Origin of the sequence: Phenylobacterium sp., from assembly GCF_030654915.1 — a bacterium.
GTDB lineage: Bacteria > Pseudomonadota > Alphaproteobacteria > Caulobacterales > Caulobacteraceae > Phenylobacterium.
Window position 1 is genome coordinate 1 of sequence record NZ_JAURWM010000363.1, and the last position, 26,187, is coordinate 26,187.

27 protein-coding genes and 1 pseudogene are annotated in these 26,187 nt (G+C 66.2%); 17 read left to right on the forward strand and 11 right to left on the reverse strand.

Annotated features, from left to right (window positions below; genetic code table 11):
• The 8 genes from Q7T84_RS18495 to Q7T84_RS18530 form a co-directional block, all read left to right on the forward strand.
• A partial coding sequence (locus Q7T84_RS18495) for a BCCT family transporter (protein WP_304811830.1) occupies positions 1 to 1,005 on the forward strand: 1,005 nt, incomplete at its 5' end.
• Positions 1,006 to 1,224: 219 nt separating this feature from the next.
• Positions 1,225 to 1,845, forward strand: coding sequence for an alpha/beta fold hydrolase (locus Q7T84_RS18500; RefSeq protein ID WP_304811832.1), 621 nt, complete (start codon positions 1,225 to 1,227; stop codon positions 1,843 to 1,845).
• Positions 1,838 to 2,380, forward strand: coding sequence for a GNAT family N-acetyltransferase (locus Q7T84_RS18505; protein WP_304811835.1), 543 nt, complete (start codon positions 1,838 to 1,840; stop codon positions 2,378 to 2,380). The genes Q7T84_RS18500 and Q7T84_RS18505 overlap by 8 nt, the downstream gene beginning before the upstream one ends.
• A gap of 153 nt (positions 2,381 to 2,533) precedes the next feature.
• Positions 2,534 to 3,328, forward strand: a complete 795-nt coding sequence (gene phnC / locus Q7T84_RS18510) for a phosphonate ABC transporter ATP-binding protein (RefSeq protein ID WP_304811839.1) — start codon at positions 2,534 to 2,536, stop codon at positions 3,326 to 3,328.
• On the forward strand, positions 3,325 to 4,338 hold the full coding sequence (gene phnD / locus Q7T84_RS18515; RefSeq protein WP_304811842.1) for a phosphate/phosphite/phosphonate ABC transporter substrate-binding protein: 1,014 nt from the start codon (positions 3,325 to 3,327) through the stop codon (positions 4,336 to 4,338). The genes phnC and phnD overlap by 4 nt, the downstream gene beginning before the upstream one ends.
• Positions 4,338 to 5,150: a phosphonate ABC transporter, permease protein PhnE gene (gene phnE / locus Q7T84_RS18520; protein ID WP_304811845.1), complete on the forward strand. Its 813-nt coding sequence runs from the start codon at positions 4,338 to 4,340 to the stop codon at positions 5,148 to 5,150. Before phnD ends, phnE begins: the two co-directional genes overlap by 1 nt.
• Positions 5,151 to 5,509: 359 nt before the next feature.
• Positions 5,510 to 6,718 carry an OprO/OprP family phosphate-selective porin gene (locus Q7T84_RS18525; RefSeq protein WP_304811848.1) on the forward strand — a complete coding sequence of 403 codons (1,209 nt, stop codon included), beginning with the start codon at positions 5,510 to 5,512 and terminating at the stop codon, positions 6,716 to 6,718.
• 62 nt (positions 6,719 to 6,780) lie between these two features.
• Positions 6,781 to 7,821, forward strand: a complete 1,041-nt coding sequence (locus Q7T84_RS18530) for a substrate-binding domain-containing protein (protein ID WP_304811851.1) — start codon at positions 6,781 to 6,783, stop codon at positions 7,819 to 7,821.
• 68 nt (positions 7,822 to 7,889) lie between these two features.
• Here Q7T84_RS18530 and Q7T84_RS18535 read toward each other — a convergent pair whose 3' ends face one another.
• From Q7T84_RS18535 to Q7T84_RS18550, 4 genes and pseudogenes are all read right to left on the reverse strand, one after another.
• On the reverse strand, positions 7,890 to 9,116 hold the full coding sequence (locus Q7T84_RS18535; protein WP_304811853.1) for a bifunctional alpha/beta hydrolase/OsmC family protein: 1,227 nt from the start codon (positions 9,114 to 9,116) through the stop codon (positions 7,890 to 7,892).
• A 26-nt stretch (positions 9,117 to 9,142) separates the two neighbouring features.
• Positions 9,143 to 10,240 carry a glycosyltransferase family 1 protein gene (locus tag Q7T84_RS18540; RefSeq protein ID WP_304811928.1) on the reverse strand — a complete coding sequence of 366 codons (1,098 nt, stop codon included), beginning with the start codon at positions 10,238 to 10,240 and terminating at the stop codon, positions 9,143 to 9,145.
• Positions 10,241 to 10,351: 111 nt separating this feature from the next.
• A pseudogene (locus Q7T84_RS21180) lies at positions 10,352 to 10,543 on the reverse strand (TetR/AcrR family transcriptional regulator); the annotation flags it as partial.
• 55 nt (positions 10,544 to 10,598) lie between these two features.
• Positions 10,599 to 11,426, reverse strand: a complete 828-nt coding sequence (locus tag Q7T84_RS18550) for a UDP-2,3-diacylglucosamine diphosphatase (protein ID WP_304811855.1) — start codon at positions 11,424 to 11,426, stop codon at positions 10,599 to 10,601.
• Positions 11,427 to 11,580: 154 nt separating this feature from the next.
• Here Q7T84_RS18550 and Q7T84_RS18555 point away from each other — a divergent pair, with 154 nt between their 5' ends.
• Complete coding sequence (locus Q7T84_RS18555) at positions 11,581 to 12,216, forward strand: TetR/AcrR family transcriptional regulator (RefSeq protein ID WP_304811857.1); 636 nt, start codon at positions 11,581 to 11,583, stop codon at positions 12,214 to 12,216.
• A gap of 512 nt (positions 12,217 to 12,728) precedes the next feature.
• Here Q7T84_RS18555 and Q7T84_RS18560 read toward each other — a convergent pair.
• From Q7T84_RS18560 to Q7T84_RS18575, 4 genes are all read right to left on the reverse strand, one after another.
• Positions 12,729 to 14,030 carry a UDP-glucose/GDP-mannose dehydrogenase family protein gene (locus Q7T84_RS18560; RefSeq protein ID WP_304811859.1) on the reverse strand — a complete coding sequence of 434 codons (1,302 nt, stop codon included), beginning with the start codon at positions 14,028 to 14,030 and terminating at the stop codon, positions 12,729 to 12,731.
• A 143-nt stretch (positions 14,031 to 14,173) separates the two neighbouring features.
• Complete coding sequence (locus Q7T84_RS18565; RefSeq protein WP_304811931.1) at positions 14,174 to 15,673, reverse strand: phosphomannomutase/phosphoglucomutase; 1,500 nt, start codon at positions 15,671 to 15,673, stop codon at positions 14,174 to 14,176.
• 97 nt (positions 15,674 to 15,770) lie between these two features.
• Positions 15,771 to 16,733 (reverse strand): SIS domain-containing protein, encoded by a 963-nt coding sequence (locus tag Q7T84_RS18570; protein ID WP_304811862.1) that lies wholly within the window; start codon positions 16,731 to 16,733, stop codon positions 15,771 to 15,773.
• 29 nt (positions 16,734 to 16,762) lie between these two features.
• Positions 16,763 to 17,008, reverse strand: coding sequence for a hypothetical protein (locus Q7T84_RS18575; RefSeq protein WP_304811865.1), 246 nt, complete (start codon positions 17,006 to 17,008; stop codon positions 16,763 to 16,765).
• Between the two features lie 102 nt (positions 17,009 to 17,110).
• On the opposite strand from Q7T84_RS18575, the gene gpmA reads away from it, so the two are divergent.
• The 5 genes from gpmA (at position 17,111) to Q7T84_RS18600 (ending at position 21,787) form a co-directional block, all read left to right on the forward strand.
• On the forward strand, positions 17,111 to 17,824 hold the full coding sequence (gpmA, locus tag Q7T84_RS18580; RefSeq protein WP_304811868.1) for a 2,3-diphosphoglycerate-dependent phosphoglycerate mutase: 714 nt from the start codon (positions 17,111 to 17,113) through the stop codon (positions 17,822 to 17,824).
• Positions 17,821 to 18,270 (forward strand): bifunctional diaminohydroxyphosphoribosylaminopyrimidine deaminase/5-amino-6-(5-phosphoribosylamino)uracil reductase RibD, encoded by a 450-nt coding sequence (locus Q7T84_RS18585; RefSeq protein ID WP_304811871.1) that lies wholly within the window; start codon positions 17,821 to 17,823, stop codon positions 18,268 to 18,270. The genes gpmA and Q7T84_RS18585 overlap by 4 nt, the downstream gene beginning before the upstream one ends.
• Before the next feature lie 66 nt (positions 18,271 to 18,336).
• The gene (locus Q7T84_RS18590) at positions 18,337 to 19,596 is read left to right on the forward strand and encodes a pentapeptide repeat-containing protein (protein ID WP_304811874.1); all 1,260 of its coding nucleotides are present in this window, start codon (positions 18,337 to 18,339) and stop codon (positions 19,594 to 19,596) included.
• Between the two features lie 148 nt (positions 19,597 to 19,744).
• The gene (locus Q7T84_RS18595) at positions 19,745 to 20,971 is read left to right on the forward strand and encodes a pentapeptide repeat-containing protein (protein WP_304811877.1); all 1,227 of its coding nucleotides are present in this window, start codon (positions 19,745 to 19,747) and stop codon (positions 20,969 to 20,971) included.
• Positions 20,972 to 21,019: 48 nt separating this feature from the next.
• Positions 21,020 to 21,787 carry a crotonase/enoyl-CoA hydratase family protein gene (locus tag Q7T84_RS18600; RefSeq protein ID WP_304811880.1) on the forward strand — a complete coding sequence of 256 codons (768 nt, stop codon included), beginning with the start codon at positions 21,020 to 21,022 and terminating at the stop codon, positions 21,785 to 21,787.
• A gap of 1 nt (position 21,788) precedes the next feature.
• On the opposite strand, the gene Q7T84_RS18605 is transcribed toward Q7T84_RS18600, so the two are convergent.
• On the reverse strand, positions 21,789 to 22,160 hold the full coding sequence (locus tag Q7T84_RS18605) for a GFA family protein (RefSeq protein WP_304811883.1): 372 nt from the start codon (positions 22,158 to 22,160) through the stop codon (positions 21,789 to 21,791).
• Positions 22,161 to 22,342: 182 nt separating this feature from the next.
• Positions 22,343 to 22,798, reverse strand: coding sequence for an Hsp20 family protein (locus tag Q7T84_RS18610; protein WP_304811886.1), 456 nt, complete (start codon positions 22,796 to 22,798; stop codon positions 22,343 to 22,345).
• A 261-nt stretch (positions 22,799 to 23,059) separates the two neighbouring features.
• Between Q7T84_RS18610 and Q7T84_RS18615 the strand changes: the two genes are divergently transcribed.
• Both Q7T84_RS18615 and Q7T84_RS18620 read left to right on the forward strand, forming a co-directional pair.
• Positions 23,060 to 23,905 (forward strand): class I SAM-dependent methyltransferase, encoded by an 846-nt coding sequence (locus Q7T84_RS18615; RefSeq protein ID WP_304811889.1) that lies wholly within the window; start codon positions 23,060 to 23,062, stop codon positions 23,903 to 23,905.
• A 63-nt stretch (positions 23,906 to 23,968) separates the two neighbouring features.
• Positions 23,969 to 24,859, forward strand: a complete 891-nt coding sequence (locus Q7T84_RS18620) for a class I SAM-dependent methyltransferase (protein ID WP_304811893.1) — start codon at positions 23,969 to 23,971, stop codon at positions 24,857 to 24,859.
• A gap of 1 nt (position 24,860) precedes the next feature.
• On the opposite strand, the gene Q7T84_RS18625 is transcribed toward Q7T84_RS18620, so the two are convergent.
• Positions 24,861 to 25,472: an MSMEG_1061 family FMN-dependent PPOX-type flavoprotein gene (locus tag Q7T84_RS18625; RefSeq protein WP_304811896.1), complete on the reverse strand. Its 612-nt coding sequence runs from the start codon at positions 25,470 to 25,472 to the stop codon at positions 24,861 to 24,863.
• Positions 25,473 to 25,642: 170 nt separating this feature from the next.
• On the opposite strand from Q7T84_RS18625, the gene Q7T84_RS18630 reads away from it, so the two are divergent.
• Entirely contained in the window at positions 25,643 to 26,086 is a 444-nt protein-coding gene (locus Q7T84_RS18630) for a DUF3617 family protein (RefSeq protein WP_304811899.1), read from the forward strand.
• Positions 26,087 to 26,187: the final 101 nt, after the last annotated feature.

A 26,187-nucleotide genomic window follows, 5' to 3' on the forward strand; every position in this document is an offset into this window, starting at 1 on the left:
TGGATGGCCAACTGGACCCTGTTCTACTGGGCCTGGTGGATCGCCTGGTCGCCGTTCGTGGGCATGTTCATCGCCCGGATTTCGCGGGGGCGGACGGTGCGGGAGTTCGTGATCGGCGTGTTGCTGGTGCCGACCGCCTTCACGTTCCTCTGGATGACGGTGTTCGGCAATACGGCGATGTACCTGGACATGGGAGTGGCGGGCGGAGCGATTTCGCAGGCCGTCCAGGCCGACCTCTCGACCGCGCTGTTCAAGTTCTTCGAGTACCTGCCGGGGACGGCGATCACCTCGACGCTGGCCGTCGCGTTGATCGTGGTGTTCTTCGTGACCTCTGCCGACTCCGGCTCGCTGGTCATCGACACCATCGCGGCTGGCGGGGCGGAGGAGACGCCAAGATGGCAGCGGGTCTACTGGTGCATCCTCCAGGGCGTGGCCGCGGCCCTGCTGATGCTGGCCGGCGGGCTCAGCGCGCTCCAGGCCGCCACCCTCGTCGCGGCTCTGCCGTTCGCGATCATCATGATCTTGCTGGCCTGGGGGCTCTATCGCGGCATGCGGGCGGATCTGCTGGGGATCGTGCCGGGTCCCGATGCGCCGCTGCGCGTGCGGCTGAAGCGGATCGTCTCTCCGCCCCGGCGACGGGACATCGAGGCCCAGATCGAGCGGATCGGCGCCCCGGCCCTGGAGGCGGTGCGCGCCGCCTTGGCCGAGGAGGGCGTCGACGCCTCGATCGAGCGGGAGGCCGACGGGGTGGCGCTTTGCGCCAAGGGAGCCGGCGCGGACTTCGTCTACCGCCTGCGGGCGGCCTCGCGCGCCTTGCCGGCTTTCTCACTGCTGGAGGCGCCAGAGGGGCGGCGCGCGTTCGAGTGGCGGCTGCGCGCCTCAATGGACGATGTCGGGCCGAAGGGCTCCTATGACGTGAGCGACTATAGCCAGGAACGGCTGATCAGCGACGTGCTCGAGAAGCTGGCGCTATGGCGGACCCGGCACGCTTTCGTCGCACAGTAAGCTTGACCTGAAGGCGTGGTGTCGCGATCCTGGATTACATGGTTCTCCAGCGCGCCTTGCCCGCCCGACGCCGACGCCTTCTGGCGTTCGCCGGGGCATGCGTGGAGATAGGCTGACCGCCGGAGCCCTTGGGCTCAAGTCGTCTCGCAAACCGTCCGAACGCCAGCCCGCCCTCATCGGCGGGCTTTTTCGTCTGCGCCCTCGCCAAAGGACATCGTCATGATCGCCACGCCGAAACTCATCTTCCTGCCCGGAGCAGGCGCCGATCCCAATTTCTGGCGTCCGGCGGGCGAGCGCCTGCCGACGTCATGGGGCAAGGTCTATTTGGGTTGGCCAGGCCTGGGACATCAGCCGGCGGACCCTGGCGTGAACGGTCTGGAAGACTTGGTCGGGCTGGTCGAGGCGCAGATGGGCGATGGCCCGGTGGATCTTTTGGCCCAGTCGATGGGCGGGCTGATCGCGATGCTTGTCGCCCTGCGCCATCCGGGTCGGGTACGGCGCCTCGTGCTGTCGGTGACCAGCGCCGGGCTGGACATGAAGTCGCTGGGCGCCGCCGATTGGCAGGCGACCTATCACCACAACCATCCGAACGCGGCGCGGTGGCTCAGCGACGTGCATGTCGATCTGTCCGCGCGGTTGCCAGGGGTGATCTGCCCGGTGCTGCTGCTGTGGGGCGACGCCGACCCGATCAGCCCGGTGGCCGTGGGCGAGCGCCTGCGCGACCTGTTGCCGAACGCGCGGTTGCACGTTCTGAAGGGCGGGGACCACGATCTCGTCCACGAGCGGGCGGGCGAGGTCGCGCCGTTGATCGAGGCTCACCTGGGGCGGGCCGATGACTGATATCCATCTGCGAGCCGCCACACTGGCCGACGCCCCCGCCATCGCCCGTCTCCATCTGGCGTCCTGGCGGCGCGCCTATCGCGACCTGGCGCCGCGCGAGGCGTTCGAGGCGATGGACGAGGCGCTGAGAGTAAAGCGTTGGACGGCGATGCTGGCCTCGCCGTTGGCGCAGCAGGCCGTGGTGGTGGCGCAAGAGGGCGGGCGGCTGGCTGGGGTGGGCATGGCCGCTTCGCCGTCGCAGCCTGGGTTCGGGGGCCGAGGCGAGATTCGCTCGCTTTACCTCGATCCCGCTTTCCAACGCGCGGGACTGGGGCGAAGCCTGATGTCGGCCTTGGCCGAGCAGATCGCGGCGTGGGGCTACCCGGGGGCGGCCTTGGGCGTCGTTGTGGGCAACGAGCCGGCCATCGCCTTTTACAATGCGCTCGGCGGCAGGGTCGTCGGAAAGTATGTCGATCCGGGACCGCTCTGGCGTTCGGAGAACCTGATCTTTGTCTGGGACGAAATCTCCGACCTGATCGGAGGCGCTTGGCGCTGACTTCCGCAGGACATTCGACGACTTGTCGCGGTCGCTTGTATTATCGGACGCTAGACCGTAGGCCGCGCGACATGTCATGAAGCTGTGGCAAGGGGGGGCGATTGCGGTCGTTCCATCCTGTGCGCGCGCCGATCCGAGGAAGCCTCGCCATCTATGTCTGACGCCGCCGTTCTGTCCGTGCGGAACGCCTCGAAGAGCTTCGGTTCCAGGCGCGCCCTCGATTCTGTTTCATTGAATGTGAGCAAGGGCGAGATGATCGCCCTGATCGGGCCGTCCGGCTCGGGCAAGTCGACGCTGCTGCGCTCGATCAGCGGCCTGCAGACCATCGACAAGGGAGCCGGCCGGATCGAGGCGTTCGGCGGGGTGGTGCAGTCCGAGGGCAAGATCAGCGGCAAGGTGCGCGACGCGCGCATCCGCATCGGCTTCATCTTCCAGCAGTTCAACCTGGTCGGCCGACTGAGCCTGTTCTCGAACGTGGCGCTCGGTTCGCTCGGTCGGATCAACAAGACGCGTGGCCTGCTTGGCCTCTGGCCGGCCGAGACCAAGACCGCTGTCATGGCCGCCCTGGCCCGCGTCGGCGTGGCCGAATACGCCGCCCAGCGCGCCAACACGCTGTCCGGCGGCCAGCAGCAGCGCGCCGCCATCGCTCGCGCTCTCGTCCAGAAGGCCAAGATCATCTTGGCCGATGAACCCGTCGCCTCGCTCGACCCGGTCTCGGCGCGCCGGGTCATGGAAATCCTGCGCGACCTGAACAAGGACGACGGCCTGACGGTCGTGGTCACCCTGCACCAGGTCGACTACGCCCTGCGGTATTGCGACCGGGTGGTGGCCTTGAAGGCGGGCAAGATCGTCTATGACGGCCCGGCCGACGGCCTGGAACGCAAACAGCTCATCGATATCTACGGCCCGGAATTCGAAGACGTCTTCTGGGAAGGAGCCCCGAAATGATCCGTCGACACCTGCTGGTCGCCTTTGGCGCCGCCCTGACGCTGGCGCTTGGCGCCTGCAGCGGCGAGCCCGAGCAGAAGGCCGCCGCCGGCGCGCCCAAGGAGCTCACCTTCTCGATCCTGTCGGCCGAAAGCCAGCAGTCGATGGCGCCGCTCTGGCAGCCGTTGCTGGACGACATGTCGGAATATACCGGCGTGAAGGTGAAGCCCTACTTCGCCACGAACTACACCTCGCTGATCGAGGCGATGCGTTTCAACCAGGTGCAGGTGGGCTGGTTCTCGGCCCTGCCGGCGCTGGAGGCGACGCGCCGCGCCGAGGGGCAAGTGCTGGGCCGGGTGGTCGATTCCGGGGGCGTGGCCTCTTATGAATCGGTGCTGATCGTCCGCAAGGGCAGCGGCATCACGCTCGACGACGTGCTGAAGTGCGGCAAGCGCTACACGTTCGGCCTGGGCGACGCCAAGTCGACCTCGGGCACCTTGGCCCCGATGGCCTACCTGTTCACCCCCAAGGACATCGAGCCGGCCAAGTGTTTCAAGGCCGTGCGCTCGGCCAGCCACCAAGCCAATGTCTTCTCCGTGGCCAACGGCGTGCTGGACATCGCCACCAACAACAGCGTCGGCCTGGTCTTCGCCGGTCGTGAAAACCCGCAGGTCGCCGAAAAGATCGAGGTCATCTGGCGCTCGCCGCCATTGCCCGAGTCCTCCATCGTCGCCCGCAAGGATCTCGATCCCGCGATCCGTGAGAAGATCCGCCAGTTCTTCCTGACCTACGGCGTCGGTGACACCCCGCGCGCCGCCAAGCAGCGTGAAGTGCTCAAGGGCCTGGCCTATGGCGGCTTCAAGGCCGCCGACGACAGCTACCTCGACCCGGTCCGTGAGATGGAGGCCGCCGAGGTGCTGGCTGACGCCAAGCGCGCCGGCGACCCGGCCAAGATCGCCGCCGCCCAGAAGGCTTTTGACACCATCCGCGACCAGGCCGCCCAGCGCCGCGCCATGAACCCGGACGCCTGATGCTCTCCAAGGAAGCCTCGCTGGCGGCCGTTCCGCCCGCCCCGACCCGCACGCTGGTTCAGCGCGCGCCCGACCTGCTGGTCTGGGGCGCGGTGATCTTGCTGCTGATGATCAGTTTCGGCCCGGTCGAGATCAACCGCCTGCCCATGCTGTTCTCCAACTCCGAGAACATGCGCGCGTTCGGCAAGGAGTTCCTCGCCCCGGACTTCACGCACTGGCGGCTCTATGTCGCGCAGATGTGGCTCACCGTGCAGATCGCGCTGTGGGGGACTGGCCTGGCGGTGATCCTGGCTATCCCGTTCGGGCTGGCCTGCGCTCGAAACATCTCGCCGGCGTGGATTCAGCAGCCGATGCGGATGCTGATGAACCTGCTGCGCTCGGTGCCCGATCTGGTCATCGGCACCCTGTTCATCGTCGCGGTGGGCCTGGGCCCGTTCGCCGGCGTCATGGCGCTGGCGCTCAACACCGGCGGGGTGCTGGCCAAACTGTTTTCCGAGGCCGTCGAGGCCATCGACAAGGGACCGGTCGAGGGCGTGCGCGCCACCGGCGCCACCCATCTTCAGGAAGTTGTCTGGGGGGTGATCCCGCAGGTCGGGCCGCTGTGGACTTCCTATGCGCTGTACCGTTTCGAATCCAACGCCCGCTCGGCGACGGTGCTGGGCCTGATCGGCGCCGGCGGTATCGGCCAGCTGTTGTTCGACGCCCTGAACGGCTTCAACTACGCCCAGGTCTCGGCCATCGCGGTGGTGATCGTCGTCGCCGTCTCGCTGATCGACTTCCTGTCGCAAGCGATGCGTTCGCGGCTCCTGTAGAGCGCGCGGTTTTCACGGCGACCGCCGGACGCGGTGGTCGCTTCTAGTCTCAGCCAAATTCGTCATCCCCGGGCTCTTGTCCCGGGGATCCATACGCGCGGCCGCTCCAAGCGAGTCTGCGACCGCGGTGTCCATGGATGGCCGGCTCAAGCGGCCGGCCATGACGAGCGTGGGAAGGGATGCTTTCGACCGGGCCTCGGTTCCATCTGTATACAGATCATCAGTCACAAATCTGAATCCGTCACGTCACCAAACAGACGGCGCACTGTCGTCAAAGATTGGCTGAAGCGTCACGGGACCTCGTTAAGCCGCCCCTAGCCTGAGAGGGCCAAGGGGATAGCTCTACAAGGATCCGACTAATGAAGATCAAAACCTCGCTTTGCGCCGGGGCGGCGCTGAGCGTTTTCGTGCTGGCCGCAGGCGTCGCACAAGCTCAAGAAACCACGACTTCCTGGAAGGGCGCTCCGCAGTTCCAGAACGACAGCCTGACGTTCAAGGTCCGGGGTCGCGTCTATCAGGACTTCGTCCATCAGGAAGTCGACCGCGAAAACGGGACCGGCTTCGAGGCCAACGTGACCCGTCTGCGCACGGCGCGCCTCGGCGTCGAAGGGACCTGGAATTCCAACTGGGCCTACAAGGCCGAGTTCACCGTGGCCGGCGGTTCGGCCAACTGGGAAGACCTGATCCTCGAATACAAGCCGAGCGACAACATCTCGATCATGGCCGGTAACTTCAAGACCGTGTCGTTCGAGAACATCTCGTCCTCGCGCTACACCACCTTCATGGAGCGCGGCGCCTACAACGACGTGCTCGATATCGGTCGCGTCATGAACGTCTCGGTCAAGGCGAACGGCGAGAACTGGACCGCCGCGGCCTCGGTCTCCGGCGACTCGTTGAACAACCCCGATCCGACCGTCACCGCCACCGGCGGCAGCGAAGTTCTCGGCATCAACGGCCGCGCCACCTGGGTTCCGGTCAACGGTGACCTGGATAAGCTCCACGTCGGCGTCTGGGCCCGTTATCGCGACCGCCAGGACCAGGCCAACCTGACCTATCAGGCCCGCAACAACACCAACTACGGCTCGCGTTACGTGACCACCGGCGCGGTCGGCGTGTCCGACCGGATGATCGGCTTGGAAGGGCTCTACATCCACGGCCCGTTCTCGGTTCAGGCCGAGTGGGCGACCGCCGACGTGGACCGCCTGGCCAACGTCTCCAGCGATTTCAGCACCTACTACGTGTCGGGTTCCTGGTTCGTGACCGGCGAAATGCGCAATCTGGACGTCAAGAAGGGCGAACTGGGCCGCACGAAGATCCTGAACCCAGTCACCAGCGGCGGCTTCGGCGCGCTTGAACTGGCTGTGCGCTACGACAATGTCGATCTGACCGACTTCAACATCCCGGCGACCGCCGGCGAGTACTCGGCCTGGACCGTGGGGGCCAACTGGTATCCCCACCCCTACGTCCGGTTCATGGCGAACTACTCGAAGTCGCAGAACGACAACAAGGCTCTCGGCGCCGACGTCGACGTCGACACGCTGCAGTTCCGCGCGCAGTTCGACTTCTAAAGCCTTCCGGCGGGGCGGCGCACGGCACCGTCCCGCACCCCCCATTTCGAGGAGAGAACTCCATGAAAAAGCTTCTGCTCTGCGCCGCGGCCGCGGCGACCACCCTGACGGCCGCCGCGCCGGCCTACGCCGCGCGTGACTATGTCTGGGCCGCCGGTTCCTCGACGGTCTTCCCGTTCGCCACCCGCGTGGCCGAGAACTACGCCAAGAAGACCGGCAAGAAGGCTCCGAAGATCGAGAGCCTGGGCACCGGGGGCGGCATCAAGCTGTTCTGCGGCGGCGTCGGCGACGCCTTCCCGGACATCGCCAACGCCTCGCGCCCGATGAAGAAGTCGGAATTCGACGCCTGCGCCGCCAAGGGCGTCAAGGATATCGTCGCGATCAAGATCGGCTTCGACGGTATCGTCGTGGCCACCGACAAGGACGGCCCGGACTATAACTTCAAGCGCGAGCACCTCTATCTCGGCCTGGCCGCCAACGTGCTGCGCCAGGGCAAGTTCGTCGCCAACCCCTACAAGACCTGGGACGAAATCGGCACCGGTCTGCCGGGCAACCGCATCAACGTCTATGGCCCGCCGCCCACCTCGGGCACCCGCGACGCCTGGGTCGAGCTGGCCATTGAGGAAGGCGCGCGCAAGTATCCGACCGCCGAGGAACTTCGCTCGAACAACGAGAAGAAGTTCAAGGAACTGGTCGATCCGATGCGCAAGGACGGCTGGGTCGACGCCGGCGAGAACGACAACGCCATCGTCGGCACGCTGACCAAGACCCCCGGCTCGCTGGGCGTCTTCGGGTGGTCCTACCTCGAAGAGAACATGGACAAGATCAAGGGCGCCTCGATCAATGGCGTGAAGCCCTCGGCCTCCACCATTTCCGACGGCTCCTACCCGCTGTCGCGTTCGCTCTACATCTACGTGAAGAAGGCCCACATCGGGGTGACCCAGGGCCTGCAGGAATACCTGAACGAGTTCGTCTCCGACGCGGCGACGGGCAAGGGCGGCTATCTGCAGGGCCGGGGCCTGATCCCGTTGCCGGCCAGCCAGCACGCCGCCCAGCAGGCGCTCGCCAAGTCCCTGACGCCGATGGCTCGCCCGGCGTCCTAGGACGACACGACCTCTTAGAGAGCGACGCGCCGCGGACCCACAAGGCCCGCGGCGTTTCGTTTTTGAGGCTATGGCTCGTCGCGCGAGCGCACTTCTGTCTCGACCCTCGAGCCAGTCTCCAGGGCGCGATGCACCGGGCACTTGCCGGCGATCTCAACGACCTTGGCCCGCAGCTCGTCCGACAGGTCCCTATCGACGCTGATGACCCGATTGAAGCAGTCGATCTTGCCCACTCCGTCGCCCGCGACGCCGTCCTGGACGTGCAGCTTCTCGTGCGAGACATCGACCTGGATACGGCCGAGGTCGAGTTTCTTGCGCTCGGCGTAGAGCCGCAAGGTCATGGAGGTGCAGGCCCCCAGCGCGATCGACAGGAAGTCGTAGGGCGAGGGGCCAGTGTCGGAGCCGCCGACGCTTTGCGGTTCGTCGGCGAACAGGCGGTGACGTCCGGCCTGGACGGTGTTCTGGAACTTGCCCACACCGGTTTCCATCACCCGCACGTGCTCGATCGGCTCATCGCCCTGCGGCGCGTCGGCGGCCAGATAGCGCGGCAGCCATCCGCTGATCACCTGGGCGGCGAAGGCGGCGTCCCTGGGGTCGGTGAGGAAGTGGTCGGCCCGGTCAAGCGAGACGAAGCTCTTGGGGTGTTTGGCCGCCAGGAAGATCCGAGTGGCGTTGTCGACGCCCACCACCTGGTCGAGCGGTGAGTGCAGGATCAGCAGCGGCTTCTTCATCGCCGCCACCGCTTCGCGCAGCGCGCCGCGGCGGACGTCCTCGATGAACTGACGCCGGATGGTGAAGGTCTTGGCGCCCAACACCACCTGGGCCTCGCCCTTGTCCTCGATCTCCTGAAGGCTGGAGCCGAGTTGGTGCAGGACATGGCTGGGATCGGCCGGCGCCCCGATGGTCACTACCGCCGCGACCTCGGGGATATGCCTAGCGACGGCCAGGACGGCCGCCCCGCCCAATGAGTGGCCGATCAGGACCGAGGGCGCCTGATAGTGGTCGCGCAGATAGTCGGCGGCGGCGATCAGGTCGGCGATGTTGGAGGTGAAGTTGGTGGAGGCGAACTCGCCCTCGCTCGATCCCAGACCGGTGAAGTCGAAGCGCAACACGGCGATCCCGGTCCGCGCGAGATCGGCCGCGATGGTCCGGGCCGCCATCAGGTCCTTGGAACAGGTGAAGCAGTGGGCGAACAGAGCGTAGGCCCGAACCGGCCCGCCGGGCAGATCCAGGCGGGCGGCCAGGGTCGCGCCGGAATGGCCGGGAAATTCGACGCGTTGAGCGTGGGCCGGCATCGTCGTTCTCCGCCTTGTCGAGGGGGTCAGGCCGCCTCGGGCCTGCGCCGCCGCACCCGCGCCAGCCGGCGCAGCTTGCGCCAGAAGCGGGTCTTTTCCGGTTCCGGATAGGGTTGCAGATTGCGCACGAAGTCCTCGGCGCATGCGCGCCAGGAGAAGCCCTCAGCGAAGGCGCGCACGACCTTGCGGTCGAGCTTCAGGCATTCCAGGCAGGCCTCGCGCAGGCCCTCGGTGGCGCTGTGGGCCAGGACCCCGGCGCCGGAGCCGGGCAGGATGTCGATCGGGCCGGGGGCGGGGTAGGCCGCCACGGGGATGCCGGCGGCCATCGCCTCCAGAATCACCAGGCCGAAGGTGTCGGTGAGCGAGGGGAAGACGAACACGTCGGCGCAGGAGAAGTGCGCGGCCAGTTCGTCGCCGAACTTCGCGCCGGTGAACACCGCGTTCGGATAGCGCTCCATCAGTTCGTCGCGTTGCGGGCCGGCGCCGCCCACCACCTTGGTGCCCGGCAGGTCGAGGCCCAGGAACGCCTCGATGTTCTTCTCCACCGCGACCCGGCCGACCGACAGGAAGATCGGCCGCGCAAGGCCTTCGAAGATGTCCGGCTCGTCGTCGCGCTTGGGATGGAACATCACGGTGTCGACGCCGCGCGACCAGACCGAGATGTTGCCGAAGCCGTGGTGCTCCAGCTCGGTGCGCATGGTGGGCGTGGTGACCATCATCCGCCCCGACGGCTTGTGGAACCACTTCATGTAGGCGTAGCCGGCGGCCAGCGGCAAAGGCAGGCGGGCCGAGACATATTCGGGGAAGCGGGTGTGGTAGCTGGTCGTGAACGGCAGCTTCCATTCCACGCAGATGCGCCGGGCCGCCAGGCCGAGCGGACCCTCGGTGGCGATGTGGATGGCTTCGGGCTCGAAGGCCTTGAAGCGTTCTTGCACCGGCTCGTGCGCGGCCAGCGCCACCTTGATCTCGGGATAGGTCGGCAGCGGGAAGGTCTTGAACTGATCGGGGCTGATGACCTCGACCGAATGGCCAAGCTCTCGTAACTCGCCGACCACGCGGGTCAGGGTGCGGACCACGCCGTTGACCTGCGGCTCCCAGGCGTCGGTGACCAGCAGGATGCGCATCGGCCGGTGGCCGTTCTCATGCGGGGCGGTGATCGCGTCGCGAATGCGGGTCGAGGGGCGGGCAGGGCTCAGGGCCTGGGCTTGCAGCCAGGCCCAGAAGGCCCCGAGTAATGCTTCCTTAGTGGGGAAATGGCGATAGACCGTCCGTTCGCCGACCTCGGCCTCGGCGGCGATCTCGGCGAAGCTGAGATCCTCCAGCGGTCCGGATTCCAGCTTGCGGGCCACCGCATGCATGATCTGGTCCTGGGTCGCCTGCTTCTGGCGGTCCCTCAGGCTCGAGGCGTAGCGTGTCGGCGGTATCATGACAGTGACGCTGTCACCAAAGCAGCCCGACTGTCAATGAGGCCTATCCCTTAGATCAGGCCGCCTCGAGGGGCCTCAGCGGCTCCAGCATCGGTTCGGGCGCGCCGATGGTCCGGTCGATGGCCGACCATGACCGGAGCTTGGCCCACTCCAGAATCTCCAGATGCCCGTCCTCGTGCTCGACCAGGGCCGAGCAGCTTTCCACCCAATCGCCGTCGTTGATGTAGGCGATGCCGTCGATGTCGCGCATCTCGGCCTTGTGGATATGGCCGCAGATCACCCCGTCCACGCCGCGCCGGCGCGCCTCGCCGGCGACAGCGGCCTCGAAATTCTCGACGAACTGCAGGGCGTTCTTCACCCGTGTCTTCATGAAGGCCGAGAGGCTCCAATAGCCAAAGCCCAGCCGCCGACGCGCGCGGTTGAACAGGGTGTTGGCGGCGATCAGCGCCCGGTAGGCGTAATCTCCGACGAAGGCCAGCCACTTGGCGTGCTGCACCACCCCGTCGAATTCGTCGCCGTGCAGGACCAGGAAGCGGCGGCCGTCGGCGGTCTCATGGATGGCGTCGCGGGCGACCACCACGCCGCCGAAATGGACGCCGATAAAGTCGCGAATCCGGTCGTCGTGATTGCCCGGTACGTAAACCACGCGCACGCCCTTTCGGGCCATGCGCAGGATCTTCTGGACTACGTCGTTGTGCGCCTGGGGCCAATGCCAGCCGGAGCGCAGCTTCCAGCCATCGACGATGTCGCCCACCAGATAGAGGGTGTCGCACTCGATATGGCGGATGAAATCCAGCAATAGCTCGGCCTGGCATCCCTTCGTGCCCAGGTGCACGTCGGAGATAAACACGGTCCGGTATTTGCGAATGGTCAGGTCAGTCATTCCGTGCCCCCTCGGCTGCGGAGAACTGCTCATCGGTTAGGCTGATTGCATGTCATTCTCATGAAAGCGCACGCAGCCCTTTTGTCGCCCCACCTTTTGAATTAAGGGTTTGGGTAGGCCGACCCTCCCCTAGGTCTCCCGAAAACAAGGTCCAATGGACGCCCGAACCTATCCTGCGAAGGAGACGCCGAAATCTCGGCGTACCCGTGCGCGAATTCTCGACGCCGCCATGCGGTTGTTCGCCGAGGTCGGCTATCACGCCGCCACCAACGCCATGATCGCGGACGCCGCGAATCTGACGCGCGGCGCCATGCTCTATCACTTCGCCAGCCGTGAAGAGCTGGTGGAGGCGGCGGTGACTCATATCGAGGTCGAGCGCGCGCGTCTGTTCGAAGCCGCTGCGTCCGGTCCGGTGGCGCCTGGCGTGGACGCCGCAGAGCAGGCGATCGACGCCTATTGGGCGCTGCTGCACGAAATCCCGTTCATCGCCTTCGCCGAGTTGGAGGCCGCCGCCCGCACCGACGCCATGCTGCGTCTGCGGCTCGCCAACGCTCAGAGCGCCTTCGATCACAACCAGGTCGGCGACCGCTTCCTGGCGCTGGCCCAAGCCGGCGGCGATCCGCGTTTCCAGACCAGCCGGGATCTCGGCCGGTTCCTGCTGGAAGGCCTGGCGCGCGGCGCGATGACCTTCGACGAACAGGCCCGCAAGGAGCGCTTGCTGACCGTGGTCAAGCGCGCGGTCCGGGTGCTGAACCGCAAGGGCGACGTCCAGGAGCTGTGGCCGGACTAGATTAGGCCTCCAGCGCCAGCAGGACGAAGGTGGCCAGCGGCCCAGCCTACGGTGTCAAGCAGCCGGCGGCCCTCCTGCGGGGGATGCGATGACTCTAGCTTCGCCGACAGGCTCCGCGATTGTGCAGATTCACCCTGTCGCGGCATAGCCGCAGGAGCAGGCGAAGTTTCGCCAAGGACAGGGATCGTTCCTCGACTTCATACGTATTTGAAGATGAGGCGGCAGGACTATTCAGATCGGTTAATTCGTGTCAGCCTCATCACTCCACACCGCTCGACCGGTGAGGAGCGAAAAAGACTGGGAGCGAAACATGGCACGAAACGTCACCGCTGGGGGCGCGTCGCGAGGAGCCGTAAGAGGTCTGACCTCTGTTGCCTGCCTCGCATTTGTCGCCGTCCTTGCGCTGGCCTTCTGGGCCGGAGCGCTTTGGATCGGCAATATGTTCATTCGCCTGCTGTCGAGTTGAGCGTAGCGCGCCAGCCCGACGTGATCAGGCTGGCGTCGCCGAGAGCCTAGGCCCGCCCGATAGACGCGTATTTGAAGCCGTGCGCCCGAACGTCGGCGGGCTTGTAGATGTTGCGCAGATCGACCAGCACCGGGGCGTTCATCAAGAGCTTCACGCGGTCGAGGTCGAGGGCGCGGAACTGATCCCATTCGGTGATGATCACCAGAACGTCGGCGCCTGTGGCGACCTCGTAGGGATCATCCTTGAAATCAACGTCACGCAGTAGCTGCCGCGCCTCGTGCAGGCCCTCGGGGTCAAAGGCTTGAACCTTGGCGCCCATCGCCTGAAGCGCGGGCACGATGTCGAGGCTGGGGGCGTCGCGCATGTCGTCGGTGTTGGGCTTGAAGGTCAGCCCCAGGACGCCGACGGTCTTGCCCTTGAGGTCCTCGGCGGCGACGGAGACCTTTTGCGCCATGGCCTTCTTGCGGTCGTCGTTCACCTTGACCGTCGTTTCGATCAGGCGAACGGGCGAGCCAGCGTCGGTCGCCGTGCGGACCAGGGCCAGGGTGTCCTTCGGGAAGCATGAGCCGCCATAGCCGGGACCGGCGTTCAGGAACTTGCCGCCGATGCGCTTGTCGAGACCGATGCCGCGCGCGACTTGCTGGACGTCCGCGCCCACGGCTTCACAGAGGTCGGCCATTTCGTTGATGAAGGTGATCTTCATCGCCAGGAAGGCGTTGGCCGCATACTTGATCAGTTCGCTGGTGCGGCGACCGGTGAAGACGATCGGCGTCTCGTTCAGATAGAGCGGCCGGTAGAGCTCAGTCATGACCGGGCGGGCGCGTTCATCTTCGATGCCGACGACCACGCGGTCAGGACGCTTGAAGTCCTCGATCGCCGCGCCCTCGCGCAGGAATTCGGGGTTGGAGACCACGGCGAACTGAGCGTCGGGGCGCTTGGCCTTGATGATCTTCTCGATCTCGTCGCCGGTGCCGACCGGGACCGTGGACTTGGTGACGATCACGGTGAAGCCGTCCAGCAGGCCGGCGATCTCTTCGGCGGCGGCATAGACATAGGAAAGGTCGGCGTGACCATCGCCGCGCCGCGAGGGCGTGCCGACGGCGATGAACACCGCGTCGGCCTTCTTGACCGCCTCGGTGGCGTCGGTGTCGAAGAACAGGCGGCCGGCCTTGACGTTGCTGGCGACCAGTTGTTCCAGGCCCGGCTCAAAGATCGGGATGCCGCCCGAACGGAGGCGCTCGATCTTGCTGGCGTCCTTATCGATGCAGGTCACGCTGTGGCCGAAGTCGGCGAAACAGGCTCCGCTCACCAAGCCCACATAGCCGGTGCCGATCATCGTGACGTGCATGGATTACCCTTAGATCCGTTCGCGCGGCCGCTTTTCACCACGCCGCGACAGCTCCCGCAATCGCGCGCCGATCCAGAACGGCACATTGGTTTCGCATTGCAGCAAAAGCCGCGCCCGCCAATCGTAGAGGCGGGCGCGAAAGATCAAACTTCCTGATTGTAGGCGCCGATTTGTGACCACTTGGCCAAGCGGGGCTTCACCTCTTCCCGGAAGAGGGCGCGCATGTCGTCCTCCGAGCGGGTGCTTTCGACCACGACGACGATCTCCGGCTTGTTGGACGACGCCCGAACCAGAACCCAGGAGCCGTCCTCCAGAGCGACGCGGACGCCGTTGACGGTGATCACCTCGACGATCTTGCGGCCGAGGATGGTGCCGCCGCCCTTGGCGAGGGCCTCGTACTCGGCCACCACATCATCGACGACGCCATATTTTTCCTCGTCGGCGCAGTGAGGCGACATGGTCAGGGAGGTGTAGGCGATCGGTAGGGCGTCCTTCAGCTCCGAGAGCTTCTTGCCTGGATTACGGTCCAGCATCGCCAGGATCGCCGCCGCCGCCGTCAGCCCGCAGTCGTAGCCGCGGCCGATCGGATCATTGAAGAAGAAGTGGCCGCTCTTCTCGAAACCCGCCAGGGCGCCGAGTTCGGCGGTCTTGCGCTTGATGTAGCTGTGGCCGGTCTTCCAATAGATCGTCTTGGCGCCGTTGGCCTTCAGCACCGGGTCGGTGGCGAACAGGCCGGTCGACTTCACATCGACCACGAAGGTCGCGTCCTTGTGCAGCTCCGACAGGTCACGGGCCAACATGAGGCCGATCTTGTCGGCGAAGATCTCCTCGCCAGTGTTGTCGACCACGCCGCAGCGGTCGCCGTCGCCGTCAAAGCCGAGCGCCAGGTCGGCGCCATGCTCACGGACGGCCTTGGCCATCTCCATGAGCATTTCGTGGTCTTCGGGATTGGGGTTGTAGCGGGGGAAGTTCCAGTCGAGATCGCAGTCCATCTCGATGACTTCGACGCCCATGTTGCGAAGAGCCTGAGGCGCGAAGGCCCCCGCCGTGCCGTTTCCGCAGGCGCAGACCACCTTCAGCGGACGCTTGATCTTGGTCCGGCTGGAGACGTCGGCGATGAAGGTCTCCTGGAAGCCGGAGACATGGGTCAGGGAGCCACCAGCCTTGGCCAGGCCCTGGCCGCCGAGCACGATCTCCTTGAGGCGGCCCATCTCGATCGGGCCGAAGGTGAGGGGACGCTGGGCGCCCATCTTGACGCCGGTCCAGCCGTTTTCGTTGTGGCTGGCCGTGACCATGGCGACGCAGGGCGCGTCCAGGGCGAACTGGGCGAAATAGGCGGTCGGCGATAGGGCCAGACCGATGTCCACGACCTCGCAGCCGGCCGCGACCAGACCGACGATCAGGGCCTGCTTGATCGAGAGCGAATAGGACCGGTAGTCATGGCCGACCACGATCTTGGTCTGGCCCAGCTCCTGGATGTAGGTCCCGAGCCCCAGGCCCAGAGCCTCGATCCCCAACAGGTTGATCTCGGCGCCAAACAGCCAGCGTGCGTCGTATTCACGGAAGCCGGTGGCCTTCACCAGCGGGGTGATCTCGTATTCGAAGGTGTTGGGCACGAGGTCGGCGCGCGGGACAGGCAGCATCATAACTCCGTTATCTCTAGTGCAGCTTCGCTCTTAAAGGTCGGGAGACCTTAAGGCCAAGCGAACGCGAGCCGCGCGTTTACGTTTCGTGTCGAGATCAGACGCCGGCGCGGATCAGGTCGTGAATGCGCAGAATGCCGACCGGTTTGCCGCCGTCGATCACGAATAGGACCGTCACCATCGGCAGTGGGTCGCTCATCAGGGCGAGCGCCTCGGAGGCCAGCATGCCGGGCGGTGCGGATTTTTTCGGGCCAGGCGTCATCACCTGGCCGGCCGTGTGAGTCATCAGGCCGTCGATGTGGCGGCGCAGGTCGCCGTCAGTGATCACCCCTTGCAGGGCGCCGTCCGGGCCGGTGACGCCGACGATGCCGAAGGCCTTGCTGGTCATCACCAGCAGCGCCTCGGTCATCGGCGTGTCCTGCGAGACCAGCGGCAGCTCGCCGGCGCCGTGCATCAGGTCGCCGACCGTGCGCAGCATGGCGCCGAGCTTGCCGCCGGGGTGGAAAGTCTTGAAGTCCTTGGCCGTGAAGCCGCGGCGCTCCAGCAGGGAGACGGCCAAAGCGTCGCCGAGCGCGATCTGGAGGGTCGTCGACGTGGTCGGCGCCTTGACCTCCGCGGTCACCTCGGCCGCGTCTGCCAGCTGCAACACGACGTCGGCGGCCAGGCCGAGCGGGCTGTCTGGCGCGGCGGTCAGGGCGATCAGCGGAATGTGGAAGCGGCGGGAATAGGCCAGGATGTCGGCCAGTTCCTGGTTCTGGCCAGACTTCGACAGCGCCAGGATCACGTCGCCGTCGGCGATCATGCCGAGGTCGCCATGGCTGGCCTCGTTGGCGTGGACGAAGAAGGCCGGGGCGCCGGTGGAGGCGAAGGTGGCGGCGATCTTCTTGGCCACGTGGCCGGACTTGCCGATGCCGGTGCAGATAATTCGGCCCTTGGCGGCGAACAGCAGATCGACGGCCTTGGCGAAGGCCTCGCCGAGTGTGTCGGCCTGCAGCTTCAGGGCGTCGGCCTCGGTGGTCAGCACCCGGCGGCCCACGGCGATGGCGTCAAAATCAGTCATTGGCCCGGCATCCTGGAAGGCGGAGGCTGTCATTTGGTGGGTGAGATCGCTTGGGTCTGAGCGTCGGCCACCGCATTTCGGGCCGCGTTCAGCCGTTGTTCGGAGGCTTTTGTCTCCCGATCCATCGCCGCTTTCACCGCCGCCGTCTGCTGGATGGGCGTATGGCCGAATGGGGGCGGGGAGCGGTCGCCCAGGCCCTGGGGCCAGACGGCGGCCAAGACCACCATGGCGACGAACAGGGCCGCGATCAGGGGAAAGAACAGGCGATCGATCATCAAGGTTCATATAGCCGCGCCGGCCCGCAGGGGCTAGCGGACCTTGACGCTGGGGTCCGTGCGCCTTAGCCCGCTCGCATCCCTCCAAAGGAGCGCAGCGCTTTGCCGACCCTGATCCTTCTCCGCCACGGCCAGAGCCAGTGGAACCTCGAAGACCGCTTCACCGGCTGGGTGGACGTGGATCTGACGCCGGAAGGCGAGGCCCAGGCCCGCAAGGGCGGCGAACTCATCAAGGCCGCGGGCCTGCAGATCGACCGCGCGTACACCTCGGTTCAGACCCGCGCGATCCGCACCTTGTGGCTGGCCCTGGCCGCCGCGGGCCAAGCCTTCGTGCCCGAGACCAAGGACTGGCGTCTGAACGAGCGCCACTATGGCGGGCTGACCGGTCTGAACAAGACCGAGACGGCGGCCAAGCACGGCGAGGAGCAGGTGAAGATCTGGCGCCGGTCCTATGACACCCCGCCGCCGCCGCTCGCGGCCGGCGGTGAGTTCGACTTCGCCAAGGACCGTCGCTACGCCGGCGCCGTCCTGCCGGACACCGAGAGCCTGAAGACCACGCTGGAGCGGGTCGAACCCTACTGGAACGCTGAGATCGCGCCGCATCTGGCCGCCGGCGAAACCCTGCTGATCGCCGCCCACGGCAACTCGCTGCGCGCGATCGTGAAGCTGCTGTACGGGCTGAGCGCCGAGGGGATCATGGCCGTTGAGATCCCCACGGGAAATCCGCTGCTGATCGAACTCGACGCTAACCTTAAGCCGGTCGCGGCGCGCTATCTCGACGAGAGCCGCGCGACGCCCTTGCCGTCGGTGGCATGATCGACTCAGACGATCAGGATCATATGGGCCGCGCCATCGCCCTGGCGCGGACCCATCTTGGCCAGACCGGCGACAATCCCAGCGTCGGCTGCGTCATCGTCAAGGACGGCGTTGTGGTCGGCGAGGGCGTGACCGCGGTGGGCGGGCGGCCGCACGCTGAAGAGCAAGCTCTTGATCAGGCCGGAGAAAAGGCCAAAGGGGCGATCGCCTATGTGACCCTCGAGCCCTGCGGCGCCCGCTCCTCGGGCGCGCCTTCTTGCTCGCAGCGTCTGGCTAGCAGTGCGGTGGCCGAGGTGGTCGTAGCCTGTGAAGACGCTTCGGTGCTGGCGGCGGGCCAAGGGGCCGAGCGGCTGCGCGCGGCCGGGATCAAGGTCAGGCTCGGAGTGCTGGAGGTGGAGGCTTCCGGCCTCTATGTCGACTACTCGCCGCAGCGAAATTCACCATAGCGGAAAGGCCGCGTTAAGAGCGGCGCGCCTAGGATCGACCAGCAATACGGGAGTTCCAAGTTCCGAATGTCCGCCCAGCCTGCGCCCACCCAGGAGCTACGCAAGATCGACCAGCAAGAGCTGGAGGCGATCTGCGCCAAGCACGACCGCCTGTGGACCTCGAAGCCTGGTGGCGCTCGCGCCGTCTTTTCGTGGAAGGATCTGACGGGCCTCGACCTGCGCGGCAAGAACCTCTGCGATGCAGAATTGACCGGTGCGATCCTCGCCAATTGCCAGATGCAGGGCATCCGGCTCGATCACGCCAATCTGTTCGGCGCCGATCTGCAAGGCGCCGACATGACCGACGCCTCGCTGCGCCGCGCCGACCTGCGCGCCGCCTGCCTGCGGGGCGCCAATCTCACCGGCGCCGACCTGTTCGAGGCTGATTTGCGCGAGGGCGCCATCGCGGTCGGCGACCGCGACAAGGGCCTGCGGGTGCTGGAGCACGTCAACCGGGTTGGCGAGGCCTCGGGCGCGATCCTCGCCGGCGCTAACCTCGAACGCTCGCGGCTGTCGGGAATCATGGCCGTCAAGGCCGACTTCAGCGACGCCATCCTGAAGGACGCCAAGCTGGTCCGGGCCAATCTGAAGCAGGCGAACATGTCCGGCGCCAACATGGCCGGCGCTGACCTGTCAGGCGCGGACTTGGCCGGCGCGGACATGCGCGACGTCATCCTGGTCGGCGCCAAGACCTTCGCCTGGAATGTCAGCCAAGCCGACATGCGCGGCGTGCTGACCGACCAGCCTTCCGGCAAATCGGTCGAGGACCTACCCTACAAGATCATGATCCGCGACCACGCCCGGTGGTGTGAAACCGGCGGCGCCGAAGGCACGCCTTCGGTGTTCGACAACGCCGACCTGCGGGCGCTGGAGACCATCCGCGGCTTCAACCTGACGGCGCTATCGGCCAAGGGCGCGGTGTTCTACGGCCTCGACATGGAAGGCGTTCAGCTTCAGGGCGCCCAGCTTGACGGCGCCGATCTGCGCAACTGCAACCTTCGGCGCGCCGACCTGCGTGGCGCGCGGCTGATCGGGGCCAAGCTGTCGGGAGCTGATTTGCGCGACGCCCAGATGGGGCCGCTCCTGCTCGGCGCCGACCGCACCCTGCCGTGCAACCTCACCGGGGCGAAACTCAAGAACACCGATCTGGCGCGGGCCGACTGCCGGCACGCCATTTTCGTCGACGCCGATCTGTCGCGCGCCAACTTCACCAACGCCCAGGTACGCCAGGCCAATCTGACCAACGCCCAGAAATGGGGCACGCGGGGCCTTGAAGGCTTCATCTGACGCTAGCTTCACCGCAGTGCGGTAAGCTTAACGGTTCAGTCGGCATTACGGTGTTATGCATCGTCCTCCATCAGATTTGGAAGGAGACGCTGTCGTGAGCGGCCCCGGGTTACTCGGAAGACGAAAACTCTCGCAGGGTGAGGTCGACATGATCGTCGCCGCCCACGAGCGATTTGTTTCGGGACGGCCGGGGGGCAAGCGCGCCTCTCTCCGCTACGTGGACATATCCGACTGCGTGCTGTCCGGGCGCAATCTCGCCGACGCCGACATATCGGCCTCCATTCTGGACGGCGGGAAGCTGGTGGGAACCAAGCTTGATCGCGCCACCCTGTTCGGCTCGGACCTGCGCAAGGCCGATCTGACCGGCGCGAGCCTGGTGCGGGCCGATCTTCGCGGCGCATGCCTTCGCGGTGCCAACCTGACCCAGGCCGATCTGACCCAGGCCGACTTCAGGATTGGCCAGGTCGCCGTGCCTCATCCGGTCAAGGGGCTGTCGGCGACCTCGCACGAGCATCGACACGGGCAACTCGACGCCGCGGTGTTCGCCGGCGCGACCCTCGATGAGTCGCAGATGGAGGATGTCACCGCCTTTGCGGCTGACTTCACCGACTGCTCGATGAAGGGCGCGAAGCTGTCGCGGGCCAATTTCAAGGACGCCAATCTCTCCGGGGTGATCTTCGACGGCGCCGAAGTCGGCGGGGCGAACTTCGAGGGCGCGAACCTTTCTTACGCGGTGATGACCGATGTCGACCTGCGTGGGGTCCGCACGTCCTCGACCACCGATCAAACGGGGCTCATCGCCACACCTACGCCCGAGGCGATCGCGCGCGCGCCCCAACTTCTTGCCATGCTGCAGGCCAACCACCTTTGGTGCCAGACCGGAGGTCGCGAGGGTCAGCCGGCCAATCTCGATGGAGAAGATCTGCGACCGCTGCACGGCAAGCTGCGCGGATTGCGCCTCAGCGCCTGCTCGATGAAGGGCGCGATCATGGTCGGGCTGGATCTGACCGGGGCCCAGATGCAGGGCGCCAACCTGGAGGGCGCCGATCTGCGCGGGGCGTGTTTCGCCGACTCCGATCTTCGCGGCATCCGCCTGGGTCAGGCCAATCTGGTTCGAGCCGACCTGCGCGACGCGGTGTTCGCCCCGCTGCCGATCAGCGCGGACCGAACGACGCCGGGCAATCTCACCAACGCCCAGATCCGCTTTGCTCATGCCGAGGGGTGCGACCTGACCGGGGCCGTGCTGGACGGAGCCGACCTGCGCGGCGCCGACTTCACCGGCGCCTATCTGGAGAATGCGAGCTTCAAGGACGCCCAGCTTCAGGCGGTGGTGGGACTGGAAGAGCCGCGGGCGCGTCGAATTCAGTTCATCTGACGCGGCGGCGCCTCGTTATCCTGGCGCTATCATCCAGGAGGCCAGGTCATGGAAACCGTAAGCGTCGAGATTCGCGGCCGCACGGCGCTCGTCACCATCGAGCGTCCGGAGCGTCGCAACGCTGTCGACGGGGCCACGGCCCAGGCGCTCTACGACGCGTTCAAGGCGTTTGACGCCGACGATGCGCTGGACGTCGCCGTTCTTCAGGGGCGAGGCGGAAGCTTCTGCGCCGGTGCCGATCTCAAGGGCGTCAGCGAAGGGCGCGGCAATCCTGTGCATGGCGAGGGCGACTTGGGACCGATGGGCTGCACGCGGCTCTCGCTCTCCAAGCCGGTCATCGCCGCGGTGGAGGGCCATGCCGTCGCCGGAGGCTTGGAGGTGGCGGCTTGGTGCGACCTGCGGGTCGCGGCCGAGGGTTCGGTGTTCGGGGTCTTCTGCCGGCGGTTCGGCGTGCCGCTGATCGATCTGGGCACCGTGCGGCTCCCGCGGTTGATCGGTCATTCACGCGCGATGGATCTCATCCTGACCGGCCGCCCGGTCGAGGCGCAGGAGGCCTATGCGATGGGCCTGGCCAACCGGCTCGCCCCGAGGGGCGAGGCCTTGGACCTCGCCATGGAGCTTGCGGCTCAGCTATCGGCCTTCCCGCAGGTGTGCCTGCGCAACGACCGCGCCTCGGCCATCGGCCAATGGTCGCTGGACTGGGACGCGGCGACCCGCCTGGAGATCGAGCTGGGCCGCGCCACCCTGCGCACCGGCGAGGGGATCGAAGGCGCGACCCGTTTTGTTTCCGGCCAGGGGCGGCACGGGAGGTTCTGAGCTACCAGTCGTTCTTGCCGTTCACGTGTTCCACGGGCACGGCGGCGAGGTCGAAATCGTTGAACAGCCGGGCGTTCACGCCGATCTTGGGATTGGCGTAGTCGGGCTTGTAGTCGACCCAGTCGGGGCTTTCGCCATAGGTGGTGCAGCCACAGATTCCGCAAAAGTGGTGCTGGCCGAAATAGCCGCCCCATTGATAGGTCGAGACCCGGTCGCGGGCGGTCGTCAGCTTGAACTGCTCGGGCGTGTAATAGGCCCAGAGTCCGCCACGCTTGGCGCAATATGAACAATTGCAGCTGGTCACGCTGACCGGCGCCGCCGTCACCTCGAACTGGGTGGCGCCGCAGTGGCAGCTTCCCTTCAGGGCCTTCAATTCCTCCGCCGTGAACCTGCGAGGGATCTAACGCCCGACTGCTGCCACCGTGCTGTCAGCGGCGATCAAAAAAAGGGCGGCGCTTGCGCGCCGCCCAGGATCCTACTTGGGGGAGGAAAGGGGTAGGGACGGCGCGATCGCGCGCCGTCCCTTGGAGGGCAAAAGCCGCCTCGGGGGGGAGGTTAGGCGGCTTTCTCGCCTTCGATCAGGTCAGGCTGGACCGAGGTGGTGATCTCGATCTGGCGGGGCTTCAGGGCCTCAGGCAATTCGCGCTTGAGGGAGATGGAGAGCAGGCCGTCGGCGAGCTTGGCCTCAGTCACCACCACATAGTCGGCGAGTTGGAACCGGCGCTCGAAGTTGCGCTCGGCCAGGCCGCGGTGGAGGAACCGGCGTTGGTCGTCGTTGGCGGCCTTGCGGCCTTGGACGGTCAGGAGGTTTTCCTTGACCTCGATGTTCAGTTCTTCGGGACGGAAGCCCGCGACCGCGATCTCGACGCGGTAGGCGTTCTCATCGGTGCGCTCGATATTGTAAGGCGGATAGCCGGCCGCGGCGTCGGCGCTGGCGGTTTCCAGCAGGGAGGCCAGGCGGTCAAAACCGACCACGGAGCGGTAGAGGGGGGAGAAGTCGATCGTACGCATGTCAGGTACCTTCTTGGCTTAAGCAAGGTTGCGTTGGTCAGGCGGCGTGCGACCCAAAAGCGGCCTCGCACATTGCCCGGAAGGCCCGGATGTCCAGCGCCTTCGAATGCTTAGGTGGGAGGTGGCGACCTGGGTTCAAGACCCCCGTCGCGGGACAATTTCAACTGTGGCCTCCAGCGAATGCTCAACTCGGCTTGCCAGCGGCGCAAGCGCCAGTAGGCTCCCGGCCACCGAGGAAACAGAACAAAGGCTCCGCCAGAGATGTCCCATCGCAAAATCGCCCTGCTCGCCGCGCTCGCCGCGGTGATCTGCGTCGCCCAGCCTGCGGCTGCGGCCGAGGACCAAGCGCTAAAGGCCGCCATCGCCGGACCGCAGCGAAGCGCGGCCCATGTGGCGCGCGACCCCGCGCGCCATCCCTACGAGTCCCTGGCCTTCTGGGGCCTCGCTCCGAAGAAGACCGTGATCGAGGTCTACCCCGGTTCGGGCTATTGGACCGAGATCCTCGCCCCCTACGCCAAGGCCACTGGCGGCGCCTATGTGGCGGGCGTCGCTGACACCGCCAATCCGAAGCTCTCGGAGGGCGCTCGCAAGGGCCGCGCCGATTTTGAGGCGAAGTACGCCGACCAGGCCCGCTACGGAACAATTGGATATGTCGGCTTTGGCCCTGTCTCCGCGCCGCTCGGCGCGCCGGGCTCGGCCGATGTCGTCATCACCGCCCGCAACGTCCACAACTGGATGGGGCAGGAGGGCATGGTGGATAAGGTCTTCAAGGACTTCTACGACGTCCTGAAGCCCGGCGGCGTCTTGGCCGTCGAGGAGCATCGTTCCGATCCCACCCGCGCCCAGGTTCCCGGCGCCAAGGATGGCTATGTCGCAACCGATTTCGTCATAGCCGCCGCCGAGAAGGCGGGCTTCAAGCTGGACGCCAAGTCTGAGATCAACGCCAATCCGAAGGACACCAAGGACCATCCGTTCGGCGTCTGGACTCTGCCGCCGGTGCGCAGTTCCTCTGCGGGCGGCGCCCCGGTCGATCCCAAGTTCGACCGCGCCAAGTATGACGCGATCGGCGAGAGCGACCGCATGACGCTGCGGTTCGTGAAGCCCTAGGGCCATGCTTTGACCATCGTCCCGGGTCACGCTACGCGGCCCGGGACGATATCTAGGATTTGTATGCGGCGCTTACCTTCGACAACCTCGTTCTCGCGGCGGAGCGCCCTGGTCGGCGTCCTGGCGCTCGCGGCTTGCGGCAAGAAGGGTGAGGCCTCGCCCGAGCCGCCCGCGGCGAGCCGTCCAGCCAAGGGCATGACGATCGCGCAGGCGGTGGCCGGCGATTGGCGAGCGCCCGCCGACAAGGCGCGTGATCCCTGGCGCCACCCCATCGAGACACTCGAGTTCTGGGGCTTGAAGCCTGGCCAGACCGTGGTCGAATTCTGGCCCGGCGCCGGCTGGTTCACCGACATCCTCGCCCCTTATCTGGCGGCCAACAGCGGCAAGCTGATCGCCGCGGACCTGGAGCCGACCGATCCGGCCGCCGTTGAGATCGTCGAGGCCTATCGCGCCAGGCTGAAAGCCAATCCCAAGATCTTTGGCCAGGTCGAGATCACCGCGTTCGGCGCCACCAGCGGCCCGGTGGCCCCGGCCGGGAGCGCCGATCTGGTGCTGTTCCTGCGCAACCCGCACAACTGGATGGCGGCCGGCATTGTCGAGAAAGCTTTCCGCGACGCCTTCGCCGCCTTGAAGCCGGGCGGGGTTCTGGGCATCGAGGAGCATCGCGCCGCGCCGGGCGACGTGCAGGACGCCCTGGCCGCCGATGGCTATGTGCAGCAGGCCTACGCGATCCGCCTGGCCCAGGAGGCCGGCTTCGTCCTCGACAAGACCAGCGAGATCAACGCCAATCCAAAAGACACGCGCGACCATCCGTTCGGCGTCTGGACCTTGCCGCCCGTGCGGCTGACCTCGCCGCGCGGCGAGGCGCCTGATCCGAGTTTTGATCGCACCAAGTATGACGCCATCGGCGAGAGCGATCGGATGACGCTCCGGCTGGTGAAGCCCGCCGCCTAGCTCAGAGCTGGGTCTTGTAGCTCTCGATGATCACCTCGTCACTGACCTGCGGCTTGCCGAGCTGGAGCTGGTCCATGACCATCTCCGCGCCAGACGGCAGGGCGCTGCGGTCGACCTGAGCTTCGGCTTCCCACAGCTTGGCGCGCATGATCGCCTTGGGGCAGTGTAAGAAGGCCTCGTCGACCGCGATGCTGAGCAACAGTCGCGGCGTTTTCCCGAACTCGACGAACTGGGAGAGCAGATCCGCGTCGTCGGTGGCGCTGGCGCGGCCGTTGACTCGGAAGACGTCGTCGAAGCCGGGGATCATGAACATCAGTCCGATGGCGCCGGAGCCTGCCAGCAGGTTGCGGATGTTGTCCAACCGGTTGTTGCCTGGCCGATCAGGCAGGAAGAGGCTCTTGCCGTCCTCGCTCACATGCACGAAGCCCGGCTCGCCGCCGCGCGGGGAAACGTCGATGGCGCCGTCGGGACCGGCCGAGCTGACAACGCAGAACGGCGACAGCGCGATGAAGCTCTTGCCGTGCTTGTCGACGTGGCTCAGCACCTTGTCGAGGACGAGCTGTCCCGGCGGCCGGTAAATTCCGTCGATGTCGGCGAGTTGCAGGGTCTTCATGGGCCCTCCCAAGGCTAGGTTCTTAGTTTCGTTATTGAGAAGCGTTCTCAACTATGAACTTGAACTCCTTGCTTGTCACGCCAGATGAACGGACCGGCTTCCGGTCGGTCAGCCGCCAGTCAGGTTGAAGCCGCTAGTCTGGCGCGAACGCCATGCGATAAAGGTAAGTGATGATCCGCAAGACCGCTCTCGCCCTGATCCCGGCCTGTGCTTTGTTGGCCGCGCCGGCGCTCGCTCAGGACACCACGATTCAGCCCGGCTATTGGGAGGTCACCAACAAAGTCTCGGCGATCGTCAGCCAGACCAAGACCGAGAAGCGCTGCATCACGCCAGCCGAGGTCGCCAAGTTCGTGATGGGACCGTCCAACCGCCACTATAAATGCGATTACCCGACAAGGGTCTTCAGGGATGGCAAGATCTCGCTGAAGGGCCAGTGCGCCACCAAGAACGGCAGCAAGGCCGCGCTCCAGGCGACCGGGACCTACTCGCCCACCACCTTCACGATGATCGCCGACATCAGCACGGTCTATGCCGGGCTGCCGCTGAGCGCGCGCGCCACGACCACCGCCAAGCGCATCAGCGAGACCTGTCCGGCCCAGCAGGCCGCCAGCTGATCGGCTATTGCGCGGAAAACGCTGCCTAAACCCTAGTCGCGCCGTTTACTTGGCTCGCGCTTGAGGCGAAGGTGCCGCTCACTTTGATGTGAGAACGCGCC

Bases quoted from the DNA above. Each gene is read 5' to 3' on its own strand.
- Q7T84_RS18575 (WP_304811865.1), bottom strand. From the start codon at position 17,008: ATGATCGATCGCCTGTTCTTTCCCCTGATCGCGGCCCTGTTCGTCGCC.
- Q7T84_RS18585 (WP_304811871.1), top strand. From the start codon at position 17,821: ATGATCGACTCAGACGATCAGGATCATATGGGCCGCGCCATCGCCCTG.
- phnE (WP_304811845.1), top strand. From the start codon at position 4,338: ATGCTCTCCAAGGAAGCCTCGCTGGCGGCCGTTCCGCCCGCCCCGACC.
- Q7T84_RS18590 (WP_304811874.1), top strand. From the start codon at position 18,337: ATGTCCGCCCAGCCTGCGCCCACCCAGGAGCTACGCAAGATCGACCAG.
- Q7T84_RS18625 (WP_304811896.1), bottom strand. From the start codon at position 25,472: ATGAAGACCCTGCAACTCGCCGACATCGACGGAATTTACCGGCCGCCG.
- Q7T84_RS18610 (WP_304811886.1), bottom strand. From the start codon at position 22,798: ATGCGTACGATCGACTTCTCCCCCCTCTACCGCTCCGTGGTCGGTTTT.
- Q7T84_RS18620 (WP_304811893.1), top strand. From the start codon at position 23,969: ATGCGGCGCTTACCTTCGACAACCTCGTTCTCGCGGCGGAGCGCCCTG.
- Q7T84_RS18600 (WP_304811880.1), top strand. From the start codon at position 21,020: ATGGAAACCGTAAGCGTCGAGATTCGCGGCCGCACGGCGCTCGTCACC.
- Q7T84_RS18540 (WP_304811928.1), bottom strand. From the start codon at position 10,240: ATGCGCATCCTGCTGGTCACCGACGCCTGGGAGCCGCAGGTCAACGGC.
- Q7T84_RS18595 (WP_304811877.1), top strand. From the start codon at position 19,745: ATGATCGTCGCCGCCCACGAGCGATTTGTTTCGGGACGGCCGGGGGGC.
- Q7T84_RS18560 (WP_304811859.1), bottom strand. From the start codon at position 14,030: ATGCACGTCACGATGATCGGCACCGGCTATGTGGGCTTGGTGAGCGGA.
- Q7T84_RS18630 (WP_304811899.1), top strand. From the start codon at position 25,643: ATGATCCGCAAGACCGCTCTCGCCCTGATCCCGGCCTGTGCTTTGTTG.
- Q7T84_RS18525 (WP_304811848.1), top strand. From the start codon at position 5,510: ATGAAGATCAAAACCTCGCTTTGCGCCGGGGCGGCGCTGAGCGTTTTC.
- phnD (WP_304811842.1), top strand. From the start codon at position 3,325: ATGATCCGTCGACACCTGCTGGTCGCCTTTGGCGCCGCCCTGACGCTG.
- Q7T84_RS18615 (WP_304811889.1), top strand. From the start codon at position 23,060: ATGTCCCATCGCAAAATCGCCCTGCTCGCCGCGCTCGCCGCGGTGATC.
- Q7T84_RS18565 (WP_304811931.1), bottom strand. From the start codon at position 15,673: ATGCTGCCTGTCCCGCGCGCCGACCTCGTGCCCAACACCTTCGAATAC.
- Q7T84_RS18550 (WP_304811855.1), bottom strand. From the start codon at position 11,426: ATGACTGACCTGACCATTCGCAAATACCGGACCGTGTTTATCTCCGAC.
- Q7T84_RS18500 (WP_304811832.1), top strand. From the start codon at position 1,225: ATGATCGCCACGCCGAAACTCATCTTCCTGCCCGGAGCAGGCGCCGAT.
- phnC (WP_304811839.1), top strand. From the start codon at position 2,534: ATGTCTGACGCCGCCGTTCTGTCCGTGCGGAACGCCTCGAAGAGCTTC.
- Q7T84_RS18535 (WP_304811853.1), bottom strand. From the start codon at position 9,116: ATGCCGGCCCACGCTCAACGCGTCGAATTTCCCGGCCATTCCGGCGCG.
- Q7T84_RS18530 (WP_304811851.1), top strand. From the start codon at position 6,781: ATGAAAAAGCTTCTGCTCTGCGCCGCGGCCGCGGCGACCACCCTGACG.
- Q7T84_RS18570 (WP_304811862.1), bottom strand. From the start codon at position 16,733: ATGACTGATTTTGACGCCATCGCCGTGGGCCGCCGGGTGCTGACCACC.
- Q7T84_RS18555 (WP_304811857.1), top strand. From the start codon at position 11,581: ATGGACGCCCGAACCTATCCTGCGAAGGAGACGCCGAAATCTCGGCGT.
- Q7T84_RS18505 (WP_304811835.1), top strand. From the start codon at position 1,838: ATGACTGATATCCATCTGCGAGCCGCCACACTGGCCGACGCCCCCGCC.